This is a genomic window from Stenotrophomonas beteli (genome assembly GCF_001431665.1).
GTDB lineage: Bacteria > Pseudomonadota > Gammaproteobacteria > Xanthomonadales > Xanthomonadaceae > Stenotrophomonas > Stenotrophomonas beteli.
In genome coordinates this window covers 1-21,155 of the sequence record NZ_LLXV01000035.1, presented here as the reverse complement: position 1 = coordinate 21,155, position 21,155 = coordinate 1, and the positions used below count along the sequence as shown (strand labels likewise).

Below are 21,155 nucleotides of genomic sequence, written 5' to 3'. Positions count from 1 at the left end.
AGCCCGGCAGTGTAACCCGCTTCGTGGCAGGGACCAAAAGCAGTTCCGGCGTGGGCTGCGCCCATCCGCGCCGCCATCCCCGGCCGCTCCACCGACCGCGTCGGTAAGGCAAAAAGAAAAAGCCCCCGGCTTGCGCCGAGGGCTTTTAGAGTTGGCGGAGCGGACGGGACTCGAACCCGCGACCTCCGGCGTGACAGGCCAGCATTCTAACCAGCTGAACTACCGCTCCGCGCTGAAACTTTGCAGGCGCCCAGTATATCCGAAGACTCCCTGGAAACCCAGCCCGATGAACACTTTTTTCAAAGTTTTTTCACAGGGACTTAAGAATTCTGCAATGGCGGAGCGGACGGGACTCGAACCCGCGACCTCCGGCGTGACAGGCCAGCATTCTAACCAGCTGAACTACCGCTCCGTTCTTGCAAGAACCTTTTCGTCTTCTTCCCGAACCTGTCGGTGAGAAGACAAGGCCCCCGGCTTCAGGCCGGGGGCCTCGATGTAATGGCGGAGCGGACGGGACTCGAACCCGCGACCTCCGGCGTGACAGGCCAGCATTCTAACCAGCTGAACTACCGCTCCACACTCAAACTTTTACCGCGGTGCTGTGGTGGGTGCTGAGGGTTTCGAACCCCCGACCCTCTCCGTGTAAAGGAGACGCTCTACCGCTGAGCTAAGCACCCCAGCGAGCCGCTTAGTTTACAGCATCCTTCAGGGCCTTGCCAGCCTTGAACGACGGATTCTTCGAAGCAGCGATCTTGATGGTGTCGCCGGTCTTCGGGTTGCGGCCGGTGCGGGCAGCACGGTCGCGGACCTGGAAGGTACCGAAGCCAACCAGGGTGACCGCATCGCCGTCCTTCAGCGCCTTGGTGACGGCAGCAACGACGGCATCGACAGCGCGGCTGGACTCGGCCTTGGTCAGGTCGGCAGCTTCAGCAACGGCATCGATCAATTCGGTCTTGTTCATTCTCTACAACTCCTTTGGCGGTGGGTTCCGCTTATTCGACAGGGAAGCAACCGCACGCGTTCTGCATGCGGCCGCCATGTGGAAACGGTTCGCCGATTCAGTCATCGCTGACAGCGATCACTCATTCGCGAGTGCTGCTTTTATACCAGCGGCCCTACCCCCACGCAAGCTGGAAAGCCAGCAACGACGCGGGTTTCGGGCCATTGGACAGCGCGCGTCAATGCTTGACGCGCGCGCTTCCACTGGGTTTGGCCTTGCTGCGCACAGTGACACGCTGCGCACTCTTGCGCGCCTTCTTGGGCGCCAGCGGACGCTCCAATGCCAGATCCAGCACCTCTTCGATGTACTTCACCGGCACGATCTTCAGATCGCGGGTGACGTTGGCCGGGATGTCCGCCAGATCCTTGCGGTTCTCCTCGGGAATGATGACCGTGCGGATGCCGCCACGCAGCGCCGCCAGCAGTTTTTCCTTCAAGCCGCCAATGGCGGTGACGCGGCCACGCAGCGTGATCTCACCGGTCATCGCCACGTCGGCACGCACCGGCACCTTGGTCAGCATCGACACCAGCGAGGTGACCATCGCCGCGCCGGCACTCGGGCCATCCTTCGGCGTGGCACCATCGGGCACGTGCAGGTGCACGTCGTGCTTCTGCAGGAAGTCGCCATCGATGCCGAAGCCGACCGCGCGCGAACGCACCACCGACAGCGCCGCCGACGCCGATTCCTTCATCACGTTGCCGAGCTGGCCGGTCAGGATCAGCTGGCCCTTGCCCGGCACCAGCGTCGATTCGATCTGCAGCAGGTCGCCACCCACTTCGGTCCAGGCCAGGCCGGTGACCAGGCCGATCTCGTTTTCTTCCTCGGCGCGGCCGAAGTCGAAGCGGCGCACGCCCAGGTATTTGTCCAGGTTCTTGCTGGACACGCTCACCAGCGCCTTCTTCTTCGCACCCTTCTTCGCCTTCGCTGCCGGCTGTGGCCCGGCCAGCGCGATCTCCTTCACCACCTTGCGGCAGATCTTGGCGATCTCGCGTTCCAGGTTGCGCACGCCCGATTCGCGCGTGTAGTAGCGCACGATGTCCTGGATGGCATCGCTGCCGATCTCCAGCTCTTCCGGCTGCAGGCCGTTGGCCTTGATCTGCTTCGGCACCAGGTAGCGGGTGGCGATGTTGAGCTTCTCATCCTCGGTGTAGCCGGGGATGCGGATCACTTCCATGCGGTCCAGCAGCGGGCCCGGAATGTTGAGCGAGTTCGAGGTGGCCACGAACATAACTTCGGACAGGTCCAGGTCCACTTCCAGGTAGTGGTCGTTGAACGCGTTGTTCTGCTCCGGGTCGAGCACCTCCAGCAGCGCCGAAGACGGGTCGCCGCGGAAATCCATCGACATCTTGTCGATCTCGTCGAGCACGAACAGCGGGTTCTTGCTGCCGACCTTGTTGAGGTTCTGCACGATGCGGCCCGGCATCGAACCGACATAGGTACGGCGATGGCCACGGATCTCGGCCTCATCACGCACGCCGCCCAGCGACATGCGCACGAACTTGCGGTTGGTGGCCTTGGCGATGGACTGGCCCAGCGAGGTCTTGCCCACGCCCGGCGGCCCGACCAGGCACAGGATCGGGCCCTTCATCTGCTTCACGCGCGACTGCACGGCCAGGTACTCAAGGATGCGTTCCTTGACCTTCTCCAGGCCGTAGTGATCGGCGTCCAGGGTGTCCTGCGCGGCCTTCAGGTCCTTGCGCACCTTGCTGCGCTTCTTCCACGGCACGCCCAGCAGCCACTCCAGGTAGTTGCGCACGACCGCCGCTTCGGCCGACATCGGCGACATCTGCTTGAGCTTGTTCAGTTCGTTGCGCGCCTTGGCCTCAACGGCCTTCGGCATGCCAGCTTCGGCGATCTTGCGGGCCAGCTCTTCCAGCTCGCCCGGCGCATCGTCCAGGTCACCCAGTTCCTTCTGGATGGCCTTCATCTGTTCGTTGAGGTAGTACTCGCGCTGGCTCTTCTCCATCTGCGACTTCACGCGGCCGCGGATGCGCTTCTCCATCTGCTGCACGTCGATCTCGCCATCGACCAGGCCGACCAGCATCTCCAGGCGATCACTCACCGCCAGCGTTTCCAGCAGGCGCTGCTTGTCGGCCAGGCGCACGCTGATGTGCGCGGCAATGGTGTCGGCCAGGCGCGCCGGCTCATCGATGCCCGACAGCGTCTGCAGCAGTTCCGGCGGCAGCTTGCGGTTGGTCTTCACGTACTGCTCGAACAGCGACATCAGCGATCGGGCGATCGCCTCGACCTCGCGCGCCTCGCGACCGTCAACGGCGTCGATCTCCACCGCCTGGCCGTGCAGCGAGCCGTTGCGCTCGTCGACGTGGGCGACCTGCACGCGCGACAGGCCTTCGACCAGCACCTTGATGGTGCCGTCGGGCAGCTTCAGCAACTGCAGCACCTGCGCCAGCGTACCGACCTGGTAGAGGTCGGCCGCATGCGGGTCGTCGGTCTCGGCTGACTTCTGCGCCAGCAGCAGGATGCGCTTGTCCGATTCCATTGCCTGTTCGAGCGCGTGCATGGACTTGTCACGGCCGACGAACAGCGGAATGACCATGTGCGGGAACACCACTACGTCGCGCAGCGGCAGGACCGGCAGGTCGAGGGTCTCACTTGGGGAACGGGCCATGGGGGCTCCAGGGAAGGGGAAAACCGCCTCCGGGAGGGCATCTTCCGGAGACAAAAAAAGCCGATGGCCCCGTTATGGGGCCATCGGCTTTCAGATGCAAGGCGTTCGTTGAAAATCCTTCCCAATCAATAACCTGGAAGGATCACTCGGCGCCTGCGGCCTTCTGTTCAGGGGCCGCGGGGGTCTGGTAGATCAGGTACGGCTCGGACTTGTGCTCGATCACCGACTCGTCCACCACCACCTTGCTGACGTTTTCCTGCGACGGCAGGTCGTACATGGTATCCAGCAGGACCGATTCGACGATGGTGCGCAGGCCACGGGCGCCGGTCTTGCGCTTGAGCGCCTTGCGGGCAATGGCCGACAGCGCGTCCGGACGGAACTCCAGCTCGACGTTCTCCATCTCGAACAGCTTCTTGAACTGCTTGGTGATGGCGTTCTTCGGCTCGGTCAGGATCTTGATCAGCGCCGGTTCGTCCAGCTCCTCCAGGGTTGCCACCACCGGCAGGCGGCCGACGAACTCGGGAATGAGGCCGAACTTGATCAGGTCTTCCGGCTCGACTTCGGCCAGGACCTTGCCCACTTCCTGCTTGCGCTCGCTGCTCTTGACCTTGGCGCCGAAGCCGATGCTGCCCACGTCGGTGGAACGGGCCTGGATCACCTTGTCCAGCCCGGCGAACGCGCCGCCGCAGATGAACAGGATGTTCTTGGTGTCCACCTGCAGGAATTCCTGCTGCGGGTGCTTGCGGCCGCCCTGCGGCGGCACGCTGGCCACGGTGCCTTCGATCAGCTTCAGCAGGGCCTGCTGCACGCCTTCGCCGGACACATCGCGGGTGATCGAGGGGTTCTCGCTCTTGCGCGAGATCTTGTCGATTTCATCGATGTAGACGATGCCCTGCTGCGCCTTCTCGACATCGTAGTCGCACTTCTGCAGCAGCTTCTGGATGATGTTCTCCACGTCCTCGCCCACGTAACCGGCTTCGGTCAGCGTGGTGGCGTCGGCCATGGTGAACGGCACGTTGAGCAGGCGGGCCAGGGTCTCGGCCAGCAGCGTCTTGCCCGAACCGGTCGGGCCGACCAGCAGGATGTTCGACTTCGCCAGTTCGACGTCGTCGTTCTTCTGCCGGCTCTCGATGCGCTTGTAGTGGTTGTACACGGCCACGGCCAGGGTGCGCTTGGCGCGGTTCTGGCCGATCACGTACTGGTCGAGGACCTCGAGGATCTCGCGCGGCTTGGGCAGCGAACTGCGCGCCGACTGCGCCTTTTCCTCAAGTTCCTCACGGATGATGTCGTTGCACAGCTCCACGCATTCATCGCAGATGAACACGCTCGGACCCGCAATCAGCTTGCGCACTTCATGCTGGCTCTTGCCGCAGAAAGAGCAGTAGAGGATCTTGCCGGTGTCCGTGGAACGACCTTGGCGGTCTTCGCTCATGCTTCGCTTACCCAGTTGCCCCACCCGCTGAACGGGGGTTCGATTCGAGAATAGCACAGGGCCGAGGGGACACCAGTCCCGCCCGACCCTGCAGGAACGGGGCCTCCATGGCCCCGTGAAGGCCGGTCAGCCGGCCTGGATCGACTCATCCGGACGACGCTCCAGCACCTGGTCGACCAGGCCATAGGCCTGGGCTTCAAAGGCACTCTTGAAGTTGTCGCGCTCGGTATCGCGGGCGATCGTCTCCAGCGACTGGCCGGTGTGCTTGGCCAGCACCTCGTTCAGGCGCGAACGCAGGGTCAGGATCTCACGCGCGTGGATGTCGATGTCGGTGGCCTGGCCCTGATAGCCGCCCAGCGGCTGGTGGATCATCACGCGCGAGTTCGGCAGCGCATAGCGCTTGCCGGCTTCGCCCGCGGCCAGCAGCAGGGCGCCCATCGAGGCGGCCTGGCCGATGCAGGTGGTGCTCACATTCGGCTTGATGTACTGCATGGTGTCGTAGATCGCCATGCCGGCGGTGACCACGCCACCCGGCGAGTTGATGTAGATGTTGATGTCCTTTTCCGGGTTTTCCGATTCCAGGAACAGCAACTGCGCCACCACCACGTTGGCCATGTGATCGTCGATCGGGCCCACGAGGAAGATCAGGCGCTCCTTCAACAGGCGCGAATAGATGTCGTAGGCACGCTCGCCGCGGCTGGTCTGCTCGACCACCATCGGAACCAGGTTCAGGGCTTTGGTTCGGTTGTCCATTACGTGAGGTACCTGTCTTTGGGGGAAACAACCCCGCGCCGGCAACGGCGCGGGGGATGCGGTGATCCGCCCGGGCTTACTGGCGGATCGCGTCCTGGAACGACAGCTTCTCTTCGGTGTGCTGTGCACGCTCGGCGATCCAGTCGATCACCTGCTCTTCCATCACGCGGTTCTGCAGGCCAGACATCAGCTGGGGGTCATTGCGGTACATCTCAATGACCTGTTCGGGCTCTTCGTAGGTCGAAGCGATCAGACGCATCGTTTCGTTCAGGCGCTTGGGTTCCAGGCGCAGGTCATTGGTGCGGGCCACTTCACCCACCACCAGGCCGACCAGCACGCGCTTGGCGGCCGCGTCCTTGAAGCCTTCGTGGGCGTCGGCCGGGATCTCACCGACGTTCTGGCCGTTGCGGCGGATCTGCTCGACCTGCTGGGCCAGCATGGCGCGGGCTTCGTTCTCAACCAGGCGCGGCGGCATTTCCACCGACGAATAGGCGGCAATCAGCTGCTCGCCCACTTCGCGGCGCAGGCGGTTCATCAGCGCGCCCTTCAGCTCGCGCTCCAGGTTGGCGCGGATGTCGCTGCGGAACTGCTCCACATCGCCACCCTTCACGCCGAAGCTCTTGATGAAGGCCTCGTCCACCGCCGGCACGACCGGCTCGGACACTTCAGCGACCTTGACGGTGACCTGCACGGTCTTGCCGGCCAGCACCGGCACGCGCCAGTCAGCCGGGAAATCGACGTCCAGGGTCTTCTCTTCGCCCTTGGCCAGGCCGACCAGGCCCTTCTCGATGGTGTCGAACATCATGCCCTGGCCGAGCACGATCGAACCCTTCTCGGTGCCTTCGGCCGGCAGGCGCTCTTCGCCGGCCTGCGACCAGGTCTCCACCGCCACCAGGTCGCCGTCCTGCGCGCCACGGCTGACCGGGGCCCAGGTACGGCGCTGGTTCTGCAGGTTCTCGATCATCTGGTCGATGTCGGCATCGGTGATTTCAGCGGTGTGGCGCACCACGGTCAGCTTGCTGACGTCGAGGTCGCCGAAATCCGGCACCACTTCCACGGTGGCCACGAAGGAGAATTCGCCTTCGTCGCCCTTGTCGATGCGCGGGCTGCCGACGATGCGCAGGTCGTGCTCACGCACGGCCGCGTCGAAGGTTTCGCGCAGCAGGCCGTCCAGCGCCTCGCCACGGACCTGCGCGCCAAAGCGCTGCTCGATCACCTTGGCCGGCACCTTGCCCGGACGGAAACCCTTGATGCGGGTGGTACGGGCGATTTCGCCCAGGCGGCCGGCGATGTGGCTCTGCAGACGGTCTTCCGGCAGCGAGAAGCTCAGGCGGCGTTCCAGGTTGCCGGTGGATTCGATCGAAGCTTGCATGTTGACTCCTGCCACCGGTGGCCCAGGCCCCCGGCTCGATGATTGGGATGAAACGGTTGTAAGGACACGACGTCTGGGACGCGCCTGCTTGCCGCAGCCCTTTAGTTTCGCCCAATTCGGCGTGCACTGCCAGCGCGTGCCGGCCAAGGGAGCGTCGATGGCCCGATCAGGGCGGGGGACAGGCCGGCACTGGTGCGAAAGGGGGGACTCGAACCCCCACGCCTTGCGGCACTGGAACCTAAATCCAGGGCGTCTACCAATTCCGCCACTTTCGCGTGGCCGGCACAGGCGTTCATTGTCGCAGGCGGGCGCAGGAAGCGGAAGGCCTGCACAAAACTGAACATGGCCATCCGCGCGACTGGCGCGCGGGGACCGCCCCGGCGAGCGCCCGCTCAGCCGGGGCGGCGGTGGTTCAGTGCTGCGGCCTGGCCTCGGCAGGCGCCGCATCGGCACCCTGCCCGGCCGCAGGATCCACCTTGCGGATCTCCACGCCCCCGTCGTCGGTACGGCGCAGGGCCACCGACTCCGGCGTGGCCTTGCGCACATCCACCGAACCATCCGCATTGCGCTGCACGTCCACCGCGTCGGGCAGGACCTCCCCTTCCGCAGGCTGAGCCGGCCGCATCTGCAGGGCGTCACCGACCGGGCGCGCCGGAGTGCTCTCCGTGCCAGCATCGCGCTCGACGGTCTGCGCAGGATCATTGGCCGGCGCACAGGCAGCCAGCGCCATCAGCGCGAAGGGAACCCACAGCGTGCGGTGCAATCGATTGATACCAGCCATCAACATCTTCCTTCGTGCATGCGCCATCGGCGCGGAAGATCCATTGGGTGCGATGCAGGACGCGATGCGCTGAGAAGCAGCGCACAGCATTGAAAACACTGATGACGCGTATGCCCCTGATTTCAGCATCGCTTCAGTAGATCCACGCCATGCGTGGATGAAGCGCAACCCGGCATACAGGCAAGAAAAAAGCCACTTGGCGAACCAAGTGGCTTTCGTCTGGTGGGCTGTCAAGGATTCGAACCTTGGACCTATTGATTAAGAGTCAACTGCTCTACCAACTGAGCTAACAGCCCGAAATCGGGGCGCGAATTATGACCCGATCCGCTCGGAGGGTGCAAGCACTTTCTTCAACATCGTTGAAACCAGCACTGCGATCCCGCTGCGTTGCAGATCCACGCCAGGCGGGGCCCTGCAACCTGTGATCCATCGAAACGAAAGGGTCACACTAATAAGAAAAAAGCCACCTGGCGTACCAGGTGGCTTCCGTCTTGGTGGGCCGTCAAGGATTCGAACCTTGGACCTATTGATTAAGAGTCAACTGCTCTACCAACTGAGCTAACGGCCCGTGAAACTCAGACGCACATTGTAGCGTGCTTTCTGTTTATTGCAATACCGTTTCGGCTGCGCCGATGCGGTTGAATCAGTGGGGTGGCTGAGGGGATTCGAACCCCCGACCACCGGAATCACAATCCGGTACTCTAACCAACTGAGCTACAGCCACCACTGAAACTTTCACTCCATCGCCGATACCGCTGACGCTGGAACCTCAAACCTTTGCCTGGAGACTGTCACCGAAGTTCCGGTCCGCCGAAGCGAGTCCGATATTCTGGTGGAGTCTTTACCCTTTTGCAAGCACTTCTTCACATCCGCCGATGCGATCCCGGTGCTCGCCGATGGCGCGCCCGACAGGAATCGAACCTGTAACCGCCGGCTTAGAAGGCCGGTGCTCTATCCAGTTGAGCTACGGGCGCCCGAACCGGAACGGTGTCCAATCCGACGTGATGTGGGATTGGTCGGGGTAGAGGGATTCGAACCCCCGACATCCTGCTCCCAAAGCAGGCGCGCTACCAGACTGCGCTATACCCCGGTCTTGCAATCCCCTCGGGGCGGGCCCGGGGAGTCGTTCATTGTGGCCAAGCACATCGCGAACTGTCAACGCAGGCGAGACCGGTCATGAACCTGCCACGGCGCCATGCGTGGTCATCGGCTATGCTCGCAGTCATCGGCCGGATGGCCGTCCCGACTTTCATTCGCACGGAGAACTCGCATGCGCAGCGGCAACCCGGCTCTTTCCGAGTCGACCTTCCTTGATCTCGCCAGCGGTTCGGTGGTGACCCACCCCGACCAGGTGATGACCCTCAACGGCACCGCCAACAAGACCGGCCTCCTGCTGCTGCTGACCGTGCTGACCGCAGCGTTCGCCTGGAGCCAGTCGGTCGACGAGTACGGCCAGATTTCCGGCAGCGCAAGCCTGTACGCCATCGGTGGCGCGATCGGTGGCCTGGTGCTGGCACTGATCACCATCTTCAAGAAGGAATGGTCGCCGGTGACCGCGCCGATGTACGCGCTGGTTGAAGGCCTGTTCCTGGGCGCCGTGTCTGCACTGTTCAACATGAAGTACCCGGGCATCGTGTTCCAGGCGGTGTTGCTGACCTTCGGCACCCTGGCCGCCCTGCTGTTCGCATACCGCAGCGGCGTGATCAAGGCCACCGAGAACTTCAAGATGGGCGTGGTCGCCGCCACCGGCGGTATCGCCCTGCTCTACCTGGCCTCGTTCGTGCTGGGCTTCTTCAACATCAACGTGCCGGTGATCCACGACGCCAGCTGGCTGGGCATCGCTTTCAGCCTGTTCGTGGTGATCGTGGCCGCGCTGAACCTGGTGCTGGACTTCGACTTCATCGAAACCGGCGTGGCCCAGCGTGCGCCGAAGTACATGGAGTGGTATGGCGCATTCGGCCTGATGGTGACCCTGGTCTGGCTGTACGTGGAATTCCTGCGCCTGCTCTCGAAGATCCAGCAGCGCTGAGTCCAGCCACGCCGTAAACGACAGGCCGCGATCCGCAAGGGTCGCGGCTTTTTTGTAGAGTCGAGCTGGCCCACACGTCCCCTGCCCCCATGCCCGACACCTTCCACAGCTACCGCCCGGCGGAGGGCCACCGCCTGCCGCATGACCCGTTCAACGCCATCATCGGCCCGCGCCCGATCGGCTGGATTTCCAGCCAGGACGCGGGCGGCACGTTGAACCTGGCGCCCTACAGCTTCTTCAACGCCTTCAACTACACCCCGCCGATCATCGGGTTCTCCAGCCAGGGCCGCAAAGACTCGCTGCGCAACATCGAAGCCACCGGAGAGTTCGTCTGGAACCTGGCCACCTTCGACCTGGCCGAGGCCATGAACGAAAGCTGCCGCGCGGTTGCACCGGATGTCGACGAGTTCGCCCTCGCCGGCCTGACCCCGCTGGCATCCACGCAGGTCGCGCCACCGCGTGTGGCACAGAGCCCGGTGAGCATGGAATGCCGCTGCACCCAGATCGTGCGCCTGCGCGATGCCGCCGGACAGGACACCCACGGTTGGCTGGTGCTGGGCGAAGTCGTGGCGGTGCATATCGATGCACGGTTGCTGGTCGATGGCATCTACGACACCGCGGCGGCGGCACCGATCCTGCGCGGCGGCGGGCCGGCCGATTACTTCCGCATCGGTGCTGAACAACGCTTCCGCATGTTCCGCCCAGCCTGATCCCAGCCCTTTGCGGGGCAACCCGCAGAGTCACCGACGCCATCACCACCTCGGTTGCAGCTGCGCGACTACCCTGCCGCGCCCATCGCTGCAGCGTAGTGCGCCGCAAGGTGCTCGACCAGCGCGCGCACCTTGGGGGCGAGCGCGCGTGCATGCGGATACAGCGCGAGATAGCGCCGCTGGCCGGCATGCCAGGCTGGCAGCACGCGGATCAGACGACCGGCGCGCAGGTCCTCCTGCACGGTCAACGCGGTGAACAGGCTGATGCCCATTCCGGCCAGCGCGGCGGCATACAGGGCGGGGGTGGCATCCACGCGCAGGCGCTGCCCGGCGTCAACGCTCACGCTCGCGCCACGCGGCCCCTGCAATTGCCAGGACGGCATTGACGGCGTGGGACTGAAACCCAGCAGCGTGTGCTGTTCGAGATCTGCTGCCTGTCGCGGCAGGCCATGGCGAGCCAGGTAGGCCGGTGCCGCGACCAGGATGCGCGGGCAGCTGGCCAGCTCGCGCGCGACCAGCTGGCTGTCCGGCAATGAAGCCGCAATGCGCAGGGCCAGGTCGAAACCACCGCCCACCACATCGACCAGCTGATCATCCGCCGACAGGTCCAGCGTGACCTGCGGGTAGCGCTGCAGGAACGAGGGCAGCCAGTGCGGCAGCTCCTGGCTGGCCACCACCTGCGGCACGCTGATCCGTACGCGGCCACTGGGTTGCGCCTGCCCGGCGCGGGCACGGTCGTCGGCCTCCTGCAGGCGGTCCAGCAGCGTTGCCGCCTCGCGGTAGTAGTCGCGCCCGGCCTCGGTCAATGACAGCCGACGGCTGTTGCGATCGAGCAGGCGCACCTGCAGGTGTTCTTCCAACTGGCGCAGCTGCCGGGACATCGCCGAGTGGGTGGTCCCCAGGCGTTCAGCGGCCGCGGTGAAACTGCCCGCGTCAACGATGGCGCGCAGCGCACGCAGGGCGGCGAAGTGATCCATCGGCGGGCAGCTCCGTCTGGCGGGGCCCACGGCATGCGGGCCCCGCCAGCTTATCAAGCGCCGTCGCCAGCCTTGCGCACCGGCAGTGCGAGGATCGCGTCAGTCGTCATGACATCGCCGAAGGTGTCCTCGATCTGGGCCAGAGAGGCTTCATGCAGCGCGCGATGGCTGATGCGCTGGCCGCCGGCCAGGTCCAGGTCACGGCTGGCACTGGCATCGGAGGCCACGATCACCCGATAGCCGCGCGGCGCGGCGGCCGCATCGCGCGCGGCACCGGCCACGCAGGCGTGGGTCTGCAGGCCGGTGACGATCAGCGTGTCGATGCCGGCGCTCTTCAGCACCTGGTCGAGCACGGCGGCGGACGCACCGGCGAACACGCTGACGTTGTCCTTCTGCACCACGGTCTCGCCCTGGCGCGGCTGCAGGTCGCGATGGAAGGCCGCATTGACGCTGCCCTGCGCAAACAGCGGCGCGCCGGCCGGCAGCACATGCTGCACGTGGATCACACCGATGCCATTGGCGCCGGCGAATTCGACCACCCGCTTCGCCTGGCGCAGTGCGGCCACGCCGTCGGGGATGACCATGCGGCCACCGGCAAAGCCCGGTGCGGCGCTGGCATCGAAATACTCGTTCTGGAAGTCGATCACCAGCACGGCGGTCTTCGCTGCATCCAGCGAGGTCGCGACCGGCGCGCCGGCCATCTGGCGGATGGTGGGATGGGCCGGATCAACGGCGGCAACCGGGGCGGTGGCGGCCATGCCGATCAGGCTGGCCAGGCCGAAGGTGGTGAGGTTCATGTGCGGATTCCTGCGATGGGTGTGGAGCACAGGATGCGGAGCGCCTGGCGCACGAACCAGCCCCACAGAGGCACATGATCTGTGCGAAGTTCGCACAGGCCACATCTGTAGCGTCGAGCCATGCTCGACGGCCTTTCTGCGGTTGCCGACACGAAGATCAGTCGAGCATGGCTCGACGCTACACCGGCGGAGAAACGCAACGGGGCGCCCGAAGGCGCCCCGCTGTGGATCCAACCGCGATCGACCTGCCGCTTACAGGCGGCTGGCGATGGCCTTGGCGAAGCTCATGGTGGTGCCGGTGCCGCCCAGGTCGCCGGTCAGCGAGTCCTTGGCTTCCATGGTCGCCACGATGGCCTTGCGCAGGCGCTCGGCGTTTTCCGGCTGGCCGATATGGTCCAGCATCTGCGCGGCTGCCAGCAGCAGCGCGCACGGATTGGCCTTGCCCTGGCCGGCGATGTCCGGCGCGGTGCCGTGCACGGCTTCGAAGATCGCCGCGTCCTTGCCGATGTTGGCACCCGGGGCCAGGCCCAGGCCGCCCACCAGGCCGGCGCACAGATCGGAGATGATGTCGCCGAACAGGTTGGTGGTGACGATCACGTCGAACTGTTCCGGACGCATCACCAGCTGCATGCAGCAGTTGTCGACGATCATTTCCTGGAACTCGATGTCCGGGTACTGCGCGGCCACTTCACGGGCGACGTTCAGGAACAGGCCCGAGGTCGACTTGATGATGTTGGCCTTGTGCACCGCGGTGACCTTCTTGCGGCCGACGCTGCGGGCCAGCTCGAAGGCGTAGCGCACGATGCGCTCGGAACCCTTGCGGGTGATGCGGGTGCCGGAGAAGGCGGTCTCGCCGTCGGCCGACACTTCCTGGCCTTCGGCCAGGTAGGCACCTTCGGTGTTCTCACGGACAGTGATCAGGTCGACGTTGTCGAAACGCGACTTGGTGTTCGGGAAGGTGTGGGCCGGACGCACGTTGGCGTACAGGTCGAAGTGACGGCGCAGGCTGACATTGATCGAGGTGAAGCCACCACCGACCGGGGTGGTCAGCGGGCTCTTCAGCGCGACCTTGTTGCGCGCGATCGATTCCAGGGTCACCGCCGGCATCAGGTCGCCGTGCTTTTCCAGGGCCACCAGGCCGGCGTCGGCGTCTTCATACTCCAGGCCAGCATTGAGCTGGTCGAGCACGAAGAGGGTGGCGTCCATGATTTCCGGGCCAATGCCGTCGCCGCGGATGACCGTAATTTTCTGCGTCATTGATCGATGTTCCGAACAGGGGGAAAAACGCCGTCCGGACGTGCCCGGAAACGCCGGCGCAAAGGAAGTTTCACCGGCAATTATGCCTGAGCCGGGGCCGAGGTCCCAAATAGACCATGGTCCCAGTCCCCGGCTCAGGCAGAATTGCCCGCGCATCCCACCTTATCCCCGCGCCTGTCGGCGCGCCCCCTTGAACAACAAGGGGGCTCCTGGGCTGCTGGATCGCGGGGAGGCCCCCTGCGGGTGCGGTAGTGCCGGCCGCTGGCCGGCACTACCAGGGGTCCGCAATGGGCCGGTTCCCGTCAGGCTCAGTGCTCGTGCGCGGCTGGCGCGGCCGCGCCGCCTTCGAGCTGGTCGAGGAAGTCGACCGCGCGACGCAGGTGCGGGATCACGATCGAGCCGCCCACCACCAGGCCCACCGAGAAGGTCTCGAAGAACTCCTCGCGGGTCACCCCGGCGTCCTTGCACTGGGCCACGTGGTAGCTGATGCAGTCATCACAGCGCAGCACCATCGAGGCCACCAGGCCCAACAGCTCCTTGGTCTTCACGTCCAGCGCGCCGGCCTGGTAGGTCTGCGTGTCCAGCGCGAAGAAGCGGCGCACCACCTGGTTCGGTTCGCCCAGGATGCGCTCGTTCATGCGCTTGCGGAACTCGGTGAACTCGGCGATGCGGTCCTTGCTGCCGTCGTCGGCCGCGCTCATGCCTGGCCCTGCCCGGCCAGCAGCGGCTCGAGCTTGCCTTCACGGTGCAGGGCCATCATGTCGTCGTAGCCGCCGACATGGACGTCGCCGACGAAGATCTGCGGCACGCTGGTGCGGCGGGTCAGCGCCATCATCTTCTCGCGCTCGGCCGGGTCCAGGTCGATGCGGACCTCGGTCCACTGCTGGCCCTTGCTCTTGAGGAAGTTCTTGGCGGCCACGCAGTACGGGCAGACGGCGGTGGAATAGATGGTGATGGCGGGGGCACCGCCGGCGGTCTGGGCTGTCACGGGAAACTCCACGATGGATCGACGGTCTACATATGGTACCGGTGCGCTGGAATTTCCACGCCACGGCCGCAACACTGTGGATTAACGAATGGTTGCCCCCCGCCCTGCCACGCTGGGTGCGCCCCGCCCGAGGACCTTCTGCTTGCGAGCCCTGCTGCTGACTACCGCCGTCACCCTGGCCCTGGCCATGCCGCTGGCCCGGGCCCAGGAGAAGCTGCCCGACATCGGCTCTTCGGCCGGCGAGCTGCTGACCCCGGCGCGCCAGGCCGAGTACGGCGCGATGATGCTGCGCGAGCTGCGCAACTACGGTTACCTGCTGGATGATCCGCTGGTCAACGACTGGCTGCAGACCATGGGGACCCGGCTCGGCTCCAACAGCGACCAGCCACGCCAGCCTTACACCTTCTTCGTGATGAAGGACCGCCAGATCAACGCCTTCGCCACCCTGGGCGGCTACATCGGGGTCAACGCAGGCCTGGTGCTGACCGCCGAGCGCGAGGACGAGGTGGCCGCGGTGCTTTCCCACGAAATCGCCCACGTCACCCAGCAGCACGTGCTGCGCGGGGTGGAACGTGCCCAGCGCGACCAGATCCCGATCCTGCTGGGCATGCTGGCGGCGGTGGTGGCCGCCCAGGCCAGCAACAGCAGTTCGTCGGGCAACGCCACCATGGCGGCGATCAGCTCGGGCATGGGCCTGATGCAGCAGCGGCAGATCAACTACACCCGCTCCAATGAGTCCGAGGCCGACCGCCTGGGCATCCGCACCCTGTCGCGCAGCGGCTACGACGTGGATGCGATGGCCGGCTTCTTCGAGCGGATGTCGGCAGCCATGCGTGGCAACGAGGGCGGCTACAGCGTGCCCGAGTTCCTGCGCACCCACCCGGTCAACATCACCCGCATCAGCGAGGCCAAGGCCCGCGCCGAGCAGATGAAGAAGGACACGGTGCTGCTGACCACCACAACGCCCACCGGCGAGCGCAGGGAACGGGTGGACCCGGCCGACCCCAGCCTGGCCGAACCCCTGTTGCGTGGCAACAACCCGTTGCTGCCGGCCAGTGTGCTGCGCGTCCCGATGGGGCAGCTCAGCCGTGGCGCCAGCGGCGACTTCGACTGGGCACGTGAGCGCCTGCGCGTGCTCAGCGCCGACTCGACCCCCGAGCTGGAGCGTGAGTACGCCGACCTGGCCAAGCGCCAGAAGAACGGCCTCAACGACGCACAGCGCTACGGCCAGGCGCTGGCAGTGATGCGCGGCGGCCGCAGCGGCGCCGGCCAGGCCCGGCAGACGCTGGCCGGCCTGTTGCAGGACCATCCGGGCAACCTGTGGCTGGCCCTGGGCCTGGGCGAGGCCGAGTCGCGGGCTGGCCAGGCCGCGCAGGCCAACAGCCGGTTCGAACAGCTGCTGCGCGAGCACCCCAACAGCCGCCCGGTGGCGCTGACCTATGCCGGGATCCTCAACGAGCAGGGCAACCCCGAGGCCGGCAAGCGTGCCCAGGCCATGCTGCGGCCGTTGCTGTCGCAAAGTGGTAACGATCCGGTCTTCCAGCAGCGCTACGCCCGTGCCAGCGAGCTGGCCGGTGACAGCGTGCGGGCCAGCGAGGCCTACGCCGAGGCAGCCTTCCTCAGCGGGCGCCCGGAGCAGGCGCTGATGCAGCTGCAGGCGCTCAAGCGCAACCCGGCACTGGACTACATCGGCCGCGCCCGGGTGGACGCGCGCATCGAGGCGATCACCCCCACCGTGCTGGAACTGCGCCGGCAGGGCGTGCAGGACCCGGATCTGGACCGCCGCTGAGCCGCGGATGACCGGCCGATGGCAATCGCGGCCGGTTCCGGCGAGGTAGTCACAAACATGTCATCAAACCGTAGTCTACTGGCACCACTCCAGTAACCGAGCCCTACGGTGTCCTCGTGCAGAAACGCATCCTGATCGTCGACGACGAGCCCGCGATCCGTGAAATGGTCGCCTTCGCCCTCCGCAAGGGCGATTACGAACCGGTCCACGCCGGCGACGCCCGTGAGGCCCAGACTGCGATCGCCGACCGCGTCCCCGACCTGATCCTGCTGGACTGGATGCTGCCCGGCACCAGCGGCCTGGACCTGGCCCGCCGCTGGCGCAAGGAAACGCTGACCCGCGAAGTACCGATCATCATGCTGACCGCCCGCGGCGAAGAAAACGACCGCGTCGGTGGCCTGGAAGCCGGTGTCGACGACTACGTGGTCAAGCCGTTCTCGGCACGCGAACTGCTGGCCCGCATCCGCGCGGTCATGCGCCGTGCCCGCGAAGACGACGAGGACGGCAGCGTGGCCGTCGGCCCGATCCGCATCGACGGCGCCGCCCATCGGGTATTCGCCAACGACCAGCCGGTGCCGATCGGCCCGACCGAATACCGCCTGCTGCACTTCTTCATGACCCACCCCGAGCGCGTCTATACCCGCGCCCAGCTGCTGGACCATGTATGGGGCGGCAGCGTGTACGTGGAAGAGCGCACCATCGACGTGCACATCCGCCGCCTGCGCAAGACGCTGGAACCATTCAACGCCGAAAACATGGTGCAGACCGTGCGCGGCGCCGGTTACCGCTTCTCCACCGCCACCTGAGTCTCGTCGTGCCGGCGCCGCGCACCCGCGGGTGCCGGTGCCGGCAACTCTGCTATAACCCTCGGTTCATCCCAGTGAACCGCCGCACCTCAACGACGAGATCGCAATGCCCCGCCACATCCGCTCTGCCTGGTTGAAGACCCTGGCCACCGTTGCCGCGGTACTGCTGTTCGCCGGACTGGTCGGGGGGTTCACGGGCCACCTGTGGTTGTGCATCGCGCTGGGAGCACTGGCCACGCTGGCCTGGCATTACTGGCGCCTGCGCAGCGTGCTGCGCCGGCTGACCGCGCGCCAGCGCTGGGACACCGCCGAAGAAGGCACCGGAGTCTGGAACGAACTGGACCGCCTGCTGTACCGCAACCAGGTGGAAATGCGCGTACGCAAGCGCCGCCTGCTGGACATGCTGCGCAGTTATCGCGCCGCTGCCGCCGCGCTGCCCGATGCGGTGGTGGTGCTGGACCGCAACAGCCAGCGCGTGCAGTGGTTCAACGAAGCGGCCACTGCCCTGCTCGGCCTTCACCACCCCGGCGACCTCGGCGAAGCGCTGGTCGAACGCCTGCAGCCGATGCCGCTGGCGCATTGGCTGGCCGGCGGCCGCAATGCCGAGCCGATCCTGGACGTACCCTCGCCGGTCGATCCGGCGATCCGCCTCAACCTGCGCCTGATTCCCTATTCCTCCGATTACTGGCTGCTGATCGCGCGCGATGTCAGCAAGCTGCTGCGCCTGGAACAGGTGCGCCGTGACTTCGTGGCCAACGTTTCACATGAGCTGCGCACGCCGCTCACCGTGGTGCACGGTTACCTGGACATGATGGACCCGGAGGATTTCCCGGGAACCGGACCGATGCTGGAAGAAATGCGCAAGCAGAGCCAGCGCATGGCCCAGCTGGTGGAAGACCTGCTGACCCTGTCGCGGCTGGAATCGCAGGAACACAGCGAGGAGGAGACCGTGGCCATGCAGCCGATGCTGGCCACGCTGCGCCGCGAGGCCGAAGCGCACAGCCAGGGCCGCCACCAGATCAGCATCGACGATCTTGCCGGTGTCGACCTGCAGGGTTCGACCAAGGAACTGCACAGCGCCTTCTCCAACCTGGTCACCAACGCCGTGCGCTACACCCCGGCCGGCGGCCGCATCGCGGTGGAGTTCCGCCGCGAAGGTGACGGCGCGGTGCTGGCGGTGCGCGACTCCGGCTATGGCATTCCGGCCAACCACCTGCCGCGCCTGACCGAACGCTTCTACCGTGTTTCCAGCAGCCGTTCGCGCGAGAGCGGCGGTACCGGCCTGGGCCTGTCGATCGTCAAGCACATCCTCGGTCTGCACCATGCACGGCTGGAGATTGAAAGCGAAGTCGGCAAGGGCTCGGTGTTCTCCTGCCATTTCGATGCCGACCACGTGCGCCCGCGTGAGTCCGCTCCCCTGACCACCCTCGAAGAATGACGCCATGAGCAGCCTCGGATCCCTCCCCCTCCCCGTGAGCCCGGACAACGATCCGTTGCGCGACCCGGCGCTGTACATCAACCGCGAGCTGTCGCAGCTGGATTTCAACTTCCGCGTGCTGGCGCAGGCGATGGACCCGCAGGTGCCGCTGCTGGAGCGCCTGCGCTTCATGTGCATTTCCTGCACCAACCTCGACGAGTTCTTCGAAATCCGCGCCGCCGCCGTGCGCCATGCGCAGGAGTTCGGCCTGCCGCCGGCACCGGACGGCATGAGCCCGCAGGCCATCCTCAATGCCATCCATGACCGAGCCGCCGAACTGGTGGACCAGCAATACCGCTGCTGGAACGAAACGCTGCGCCCGGCGCTGATGGACGCCGGCATCGGCGTGCTCGGCCGCCATTCCTGGACCGACCGCCAGAGGCGTTGGCTGCGCGCCTACTTCCGCAACGAGATCATGCCGGTGCTGTCGCCACTGGGCCTGGACCCGGTGCATCCGTTCCCGAAGATCCTCAACAAGTCGCTGAACATCGTGGTGGTACTGAAGGGCACCGACGCGTTCGGCCGCGCCGGCCACCTGGCCATCGTGCGTGCGCCGCGCTCGCTGCCGCGCATCATCCAGCTGCCGGAGAAGCTGGGCGGATCGCAGAACTTCGTGTTCCTGTCCTCGGTGCTGTCGACCTTCGTCGATGAGCTGTTCCCGGGCATGGAAGTCCAGGGTGCCTACCAGTTCCGCGTCACCCGCAACTCCGAGCTGGTGGTGGACGAGGAGGAAGTGGAAAACCTGGCGCTGGCGCTGCGCGACGAGCTGGTCGACCGCGGCTACCGGCCGGCGGTGCGCCTGGAGATCGCCCACGACATGCCGCGCGAGATCGTGCGCACCCTCCTGCAGAATTTCGGCCTGACCGAGAACGCGGTGTACCGCATCGATGGCCCGGTCAACCTCAACCGCATCATCCAGCTGTACGACCTGATCGCGCAGCCGGACCTGAAGTACCCGCCGATGACCCCGCGCACGCTGCGCGACAGCGACGGCATCTTCGAGACGGCGGCGCGCCAGGACCTGCTGCTGCACCACCCGTTCGATGCCTTCACCGCGGTGCTGGACCTGATCCGGCAGGCGGCGATCGATCCCAACGTGCTGGCGATCAAGCAGACCCTGTACCGCACCGGCAAGGATTCGCTGATTGTCGACGCGCTGATCCAGGCCGCGCGCAATGGCAAGGACGTGACCGTGGTAGTCGAGTTGCGCGCACGCTTCGACGAAGAGGCCAACCTGGGCCTGGCCGATCGCCTGCAGGAAGCCGGCGTGCAGGTGGTGTACGGCGTGGTCGGCTACAAGACCCATGCCAAGATGCTGCTGATCGTGCGCCGCGAGGGCCGCAAGCTGCGCCGCTACGTGCACCTGGGCACCGGCAACTACCACAGCGGCACCGCGCGTGCGTACACCGACATCAGTCTCATCACCGCCGATGCGGATATCGGCAACGACGTGCACCTGCTGTTCCAGCAGCTGTCCGGGCTGGCCTCGAAAATGAAGCTCAAGCGCCTGCTGCAGTCGCCCTTCACGCTGCACACCGGCATCCTCGGCCGCATCGAGCGCGAGACGCGCATCGCGACCGCCGGCCGCCCGGCGCGGATCATCGCCAAGATGAACGCACTGAACGAACCACAGGTAGTGCGCGCCCTGTATGCCGCGTCGCAGGCCGGCGTACAGATCGACCTGATCATCCGCGGCGCCTGCACCCTGCGCCCCGGCGTGCCGGGCGTGTCGGACAACATCCGCGTGCGTTCGATCGTCGGCCGCTTCCTCGAGCACAGCCGCGTGTACTGGTTCGGCAATGACGGCGCGCCGGAGATGTACTGTGCCAGCGCCGACTGGCTGGAACGCAACCTGCTGCGCCGGGTCGAAACCTGCTTCCCGATCCTCGATCCGGAACTGGCCAAGCGGGTGTACCGCGAGGTGCTGCAGAACTATCTGGACGACAACCTCAACGCGTGGGAGCTCAATGCCGATGGCGTGTACCACAAGCGCGCCCCGGCCCATGACGAGGCCCCGCATTCGGCGCAGATGGCATTGATGCAGGGCCTTTAACCCGGTGTGCCGACCAAGGTCGGCACCCACCAACAGCAGCGCAGAACGCCGTCCGGCAGATCACAGAGAACTGTCGAAGGCGGGGTGGGTCCGGTTGCGGGGGCGTGAGCGCCATGGACGTACTTGCGCCGTCCCCCGCAACCGGACCCACCCCGCCATCCCACGGATAGCCTGCTGTTGCCGTTGCCGTTGATTCGGCAGGGGGAGGGCGCGGCCCTGCCGCCACCCCCTCTTCCAAAATGTGAAGGCCCCGCGGGGGCCAGCCCACCGCCCCTTCCGCTAAAATTTTCCCCCATCGCATACAC

General features: G+C 65.8%; 17 protein-coding genes and 10 tRNA genes. 6 read left to right on the top strand and 21 right to left on the bottom strand.

Features of this window, described 5'->3' with window-relative positions:
- Positions 1-152: 152 nt before the first annotated feature.
- The 16 genes from ARC23_RS09080 to ARC23_RS09005 all read right to left on the bottom strand — a co-directional run bounded on the left by ARC23_RS09080 (position 153) and on the right by ARC23_RS09005 (position 9,057).
- Positions 153-229, bottom strand: a tRNA-Asp gene (locus ARC23_RS09080).
- A 106-nt stretch (positions 230-335) separates the two neighbouring features.
- Positions 336-412: transfer RNA gene (locus tag ARC23_RS09075), tRNA-Asp, on the bottom strand.
- An 87-nt stretch (positions 413-499) separates the two neighbouring features.
- Positions 500-576, bottom strand: a tRNA-Asp gene (locus tag ARC23_RS09070).
- A 26-nt stretch (positions 577-602) separates the two neighbouring features.
- Positions 603-677, bottom strand: a tRNA-Val gene (locus ARC23_RS09065).
- Between the two features lie 11 nt (positions 678-688).
- Complete coding sequence (locus ARC23_RS09060) at positions 689-961, bottom strand: HU family DNA-binding protein (RefSeq protein WP_004146343.1); 273 nt, start codon at positions 959-961, stop codon at positions 689-691.
- Between the two features lie 217 nt (positions 962-1,178).
- Complete coding sequence (gene lon, locus ARC23_RS09055) at positions 1,179-3,629, bottom strand: endopeptidase La (RefSeq protein ID WP_057496937.1); 2,451 nt, start codon at positions 3,627-3,629, stop codon at positions 1,179-1,181.
- Positions 3,630-3,771: 142 nt separating this feature from the next.
- Positions 3,772-5,061 carry an ATP-dependent Clp protease ATP-binding subunit ClpX gene (gene clpX, locus ARC23_RS09050; protein WP_004154600.1) on the bottom strand — a complete coding sequence of 430 codons (1,290 nt, stop codon included), beginning with the start codon at positions 5,059-5,061 and terminating at the stop codon, positions 3,772-3,774.
- Positions 5,062-5,187: 126 nt separating this feature from the next.
- Positions 5,188-5,814, bottom strand: coding sequence for an ATP-dependent Clp endopeptidase proteolytic subunit ClpP (gene clpP, locus ARC23_RS09045; RefSeq protein WP_004146318.1), 627 nt, complete (start codon positions 5,812-5,814; stop codon positions 5,188-5,190).
- A gap of 76 nt (positions 5,815-5,890) precedes the next feature.
- Positions 5,891-7,186: a trigger factor gene (tig, locus tag ARC23_RS09040; RefSeq protein WP_057496936.1), complete on the bottom strand. Its 1,296-nt coding sequence runs from the start codon at positions 7,184-7,186 to the stop codon at positions 5,891-5,893.
- Positions 7,187-7,376: 190 nt separating this feature from the next.
- A tRNA-Leu gene (locus tag ARC23_RS09035) sits at positions 7,377-7,461 on the bottom strand.
- 137 nt (positions 7,462-7,598) lie between these two features.
- A complete protein-coding gene (locus tag ARC23_RS09030) occupies positions 7,599-7,967 on the bottom strand; it encodes a hypothetical protein (protein WP_057496935.1) in 369 nt (122 codons plus the stop codon).
- A 220-nt stretch (positions 7,968-8,187) separates the two neighbouring features.
- Positions 8,188-8,263 (bottom strand) — tRNA-Lys (locus ARC23_RS09025).
- 196 nt (positions 8,264-8,459) lie between these two features.
- Positions 8,460-8,535 (bottom strand) — tRNA-Lys (locus tag ARC23_RS09020).
- 79 nt (positions 8,536-8,614) lie between these two features.
- Positions 8,615-8,691, bottom strand: a tRNA-His gene (locus tag ARC23_RS09015).
- Between the two features lie 173 nt (positions 8,692-8,864).
- Positions 8,865-8,941: transfer RNA gene (locus tag ARC23_RS09010), tRNA-Arg, on the bottom strand.
- Positions 8,942-8,980: 39 nt separating this feature from the next.
- A tRNA-Pro gene (locus ARC23_RS09005) sits at positions 8,981-9,057 on the bottom strand.
- Between the two features lie 180 nt (positions 9,058-9,237).
- Here ARC23_RS09005 and ARC23_RS09000 point away from each other — a divergent pair.
- Both ARC23_RS09000 and ARC23_RS08995 read left to right on the top strand, forming a co-directional pair.
- On the top strand, positions 9,238-9,996 hold the full coding sequence (locus ARC23_RS09000) for a Bax inhibitor-1/YccA family protein (RefSeq protein ID WP_057496934.1): 759 nt from the start codon (positions 9,238-9,240) through the stop codon (positions 9,994-9,996).
- Between the two features lie 89 nt (positions 9,997-10,085).
- Complete coding sequence (locus ARC23_RS08995) at positions 10,086-10,706, top strand: flavin reductase family protein (RefSeq protein WP_012479264.1); 621 nt, start codon at positions 10,086-10,088, stop codon at positions 10,704-10,706.
- Between the two features lie 68 nt (positions 10,707-10,774).
- On the opposite strand, the gene ARC23_RS08990 is transcribed toward ARC23_RS08995, so the two are convergent.
- From ARC23_RS08990 to grxC, 5 genes are all read right to left on the bottom strand, one after another.
- Positions 10,775-11,683, bottom strand: coding sequence for a LysR family transcriptional regulator (locus ARC23_RS08990; RefSeq protein ID WP_057496933.1), 909 nt, complete (start codon positions 11,681-11,683; stop codon positions 10,775-10,777).
- 53 nt (positions 11,684-11,736) lie between these two features.
- Positions 11,737-12,480, bottom strand: a complete 744-nt coding sequence (locus ARC23_RS08985; RefSeq protein ID WP_057496932.1) for a cysteine hydrolase family protein — start codon at positions 12,478-12,480, stop codon at positions 11,737-11,739.
- 252 nt (positions 12,481-12,732) lie between these two features.
- Positions 12,733-13,737, bottom strand: coding sequence for an isocitrate dehydrogenase (locus tag ARC23_RS08980; RefSeq protein ID WP_057496931.1), 1,005 nt, complete (start codon positions 13,735-13,737; stop codon positions 12,733-12,735).
- 308 nt (positions 13,738-14,045) lie between these two features.
- A complete protein-coding gene (locus ARC23_RS08975) occupies positions 14,046-14,438 on the bottom strand; it encodes a carboxymuconolactone decarboxylase family protein (protein WP_004154542.1) in 393 nt (130 codons plus the stop codon).
- Positions 14,435-14,725, bottom strand: coding sequence for a glutaredoxin 3 (gene grxC, locus ARC23_RS08970; RefSeq protein WP_004154541.1), 291 nt, complete (start codon positions 14,723-14,725; stop codon positions 14,435-14,437). The genes ARC23_RS08975 and grxC overlap by 4 nt, the downstream gene beginning before the upstream one ends.
- A gap of 142 nt (positions 14,726-14,867) precedes the next feature.
- Between grxC and ARC23_RS08965 the strand changes: the two genes are divergently transcribed.
- The 4 genes from ARC23_RS08965 to ppk1 all read left to right on the top strand — a co-directional run bounded on the left by ARC23_RS08965 (position 14,868) and on the right by ppk1 (position 20,850).
- The gene (locus ARC23_RS08965; RefSeq protein WP_057496930.1) at positions 14,868-16,514 is read left to right on the top strand and encodes a M48 family metalloprotease; all 1,647 of its coding nucleotides are present in this window, start codon (positions 14,868-14,870) and stop codon (positions 16,512-16,514) included.
- A gap of 116 nt (positions 16,515-16,630) precedes the next feature.
- Positions 16,631-17,320 (top strand): phosphate regulon transcriptional regulator PhoB, encoded by a 690-nt coding sequence (gene phoB / locus ARC23_RS08960; protein WP_005408258.1) that lies wholly within the window; start codon positions 16,631-16,633, stop codon positions 17,318-17,320.
- 106 nt (positions 17,321-17,426) lie between these two features.
- Positions 17,427-18,758 (top strand): phosphate regulon sensor histidine kinase PhoR, encoded by a 1,332-nt coding sequence (gene phoR / locus ARC23_RS08955; RefSeq protein ID WP_057496929.1) that lies wholly within the window; start codon positions 17,427-17,429, stop codon positions 18,756-18,758.
- A gap of 4 nt (positions 18,759-18,762) precedes the next feature.
- Entirely contained in the window at positions 18,763-20,850 is a 2,088-nt protein-coding gene (ppk1, locus tag ARC23_RS08950; RefSeq protein ID WP_057496928.1) for a polyphosphate kinase 1, read from the top strand.
- Positions 20,851-21,155 lie beyond the last annotated feature (305 nt).

Excerpts from the sequence above, each read along its gene's own strand:
- ppk1 (WP_057496928.1), top strand. The coding sequence starts at position 18,763 with ATGAGCAGCCTCGGATCCCTCCCCCTCCCCGTGAGCCCGGACAACGAT.
- tig (WP_057496936.1), bottom strand. The coding sequence starts at position 7,186 with ATGCAAGCTTCGATCGAATCCACCGGCAACCTGGAACGCCGCCTGAGC.
- clpP (WP_004146318.1), bottom strand. The coding sequence starts at position 5,814 with ATGGACAACCGAACCAAAGCCCTGAACCTGGTTCCGATGGTGGTCGAG.
- ARC23_RS08990 (WP_057496933.1), bottom strand. The coding sequence starts at position 11,683 with ATGGATCACTTCGCCGCCCTGCGTGCGCTGCGCGCCATCGTTGACGCG.
- ARC23_RS08980 (WP_057496931.1), bottom strand. The coding sequence starts at position 13,737 with ATGACGCAGAAAATTACGGTCATCCGCGGCGACGGCATTGGCCCGGAA.
- ARC23_RS08975 (WP_004154542.1), bottom strand. The coding sequence starts at position 14,438 with ATGAGCGCGGCCGACGACGGCAGCAAGGACCGCATCGCCGAGTTCACC.
- phoR (WP_057496929.1), top strand. The coding sequence starts at position 17,427 with ATGCCCCGCCACATCCGCTCTGCCTGGTTGAAGACCCTGGCCACCGTT.
- ARC23_RS08995 (WP_012479264.1), top strand. The coding sequence starts at position 10,086 with ATGCCCGACACCTTCCACAGCTACCGCCCGGCGGAGGGCCACCGCCTG.
- clpX (WP_004154600.1), bottom strand. The coding sequence starts at position 5,061 with ATGAGCGAAGACCGCCAAGGTCGTTCCACGGACACCGGCAAGATCCTC.
- ARC23_RS09000 (WP_057496934.1), top strand. The coding sequence starts at position 9,238 with ATGCGCAGCGGCAACCCGGCTCTTTCCGAGTCGACCTTCCTTGATCTC.
- lon (WP_057496937.1), bottom strand. The coding sequence starts at position 3,629 with ATGGCCCGTTCCCCAAGTGAGACCCTCGACCTGCCGGTCCTGCCGCTG.
- ARC23_RS09030 (WP_057496935.1), bottom strand. The coding sequence starts at position 7,967 with ATGGCTGGTATCAATCGATTGCACCGCACGCTGTGGGTTCCCTTCGCG.
- ARC23_RS08985 (WP_057496932.1), bottom strand. The coding sequence starts at position 12,480 with ATGAACCTCACCACCTTCGGCCTGGCCAGCCTGATCGGCATGGCCGCC.
- ARC23_RS09060 (WP_004146343.1), bottom strand. The coding sequence starts at position 961 with ATGAACAAGACCGAATTGATCGATGCCGTTGCTGAAGCTGCCGACCTG.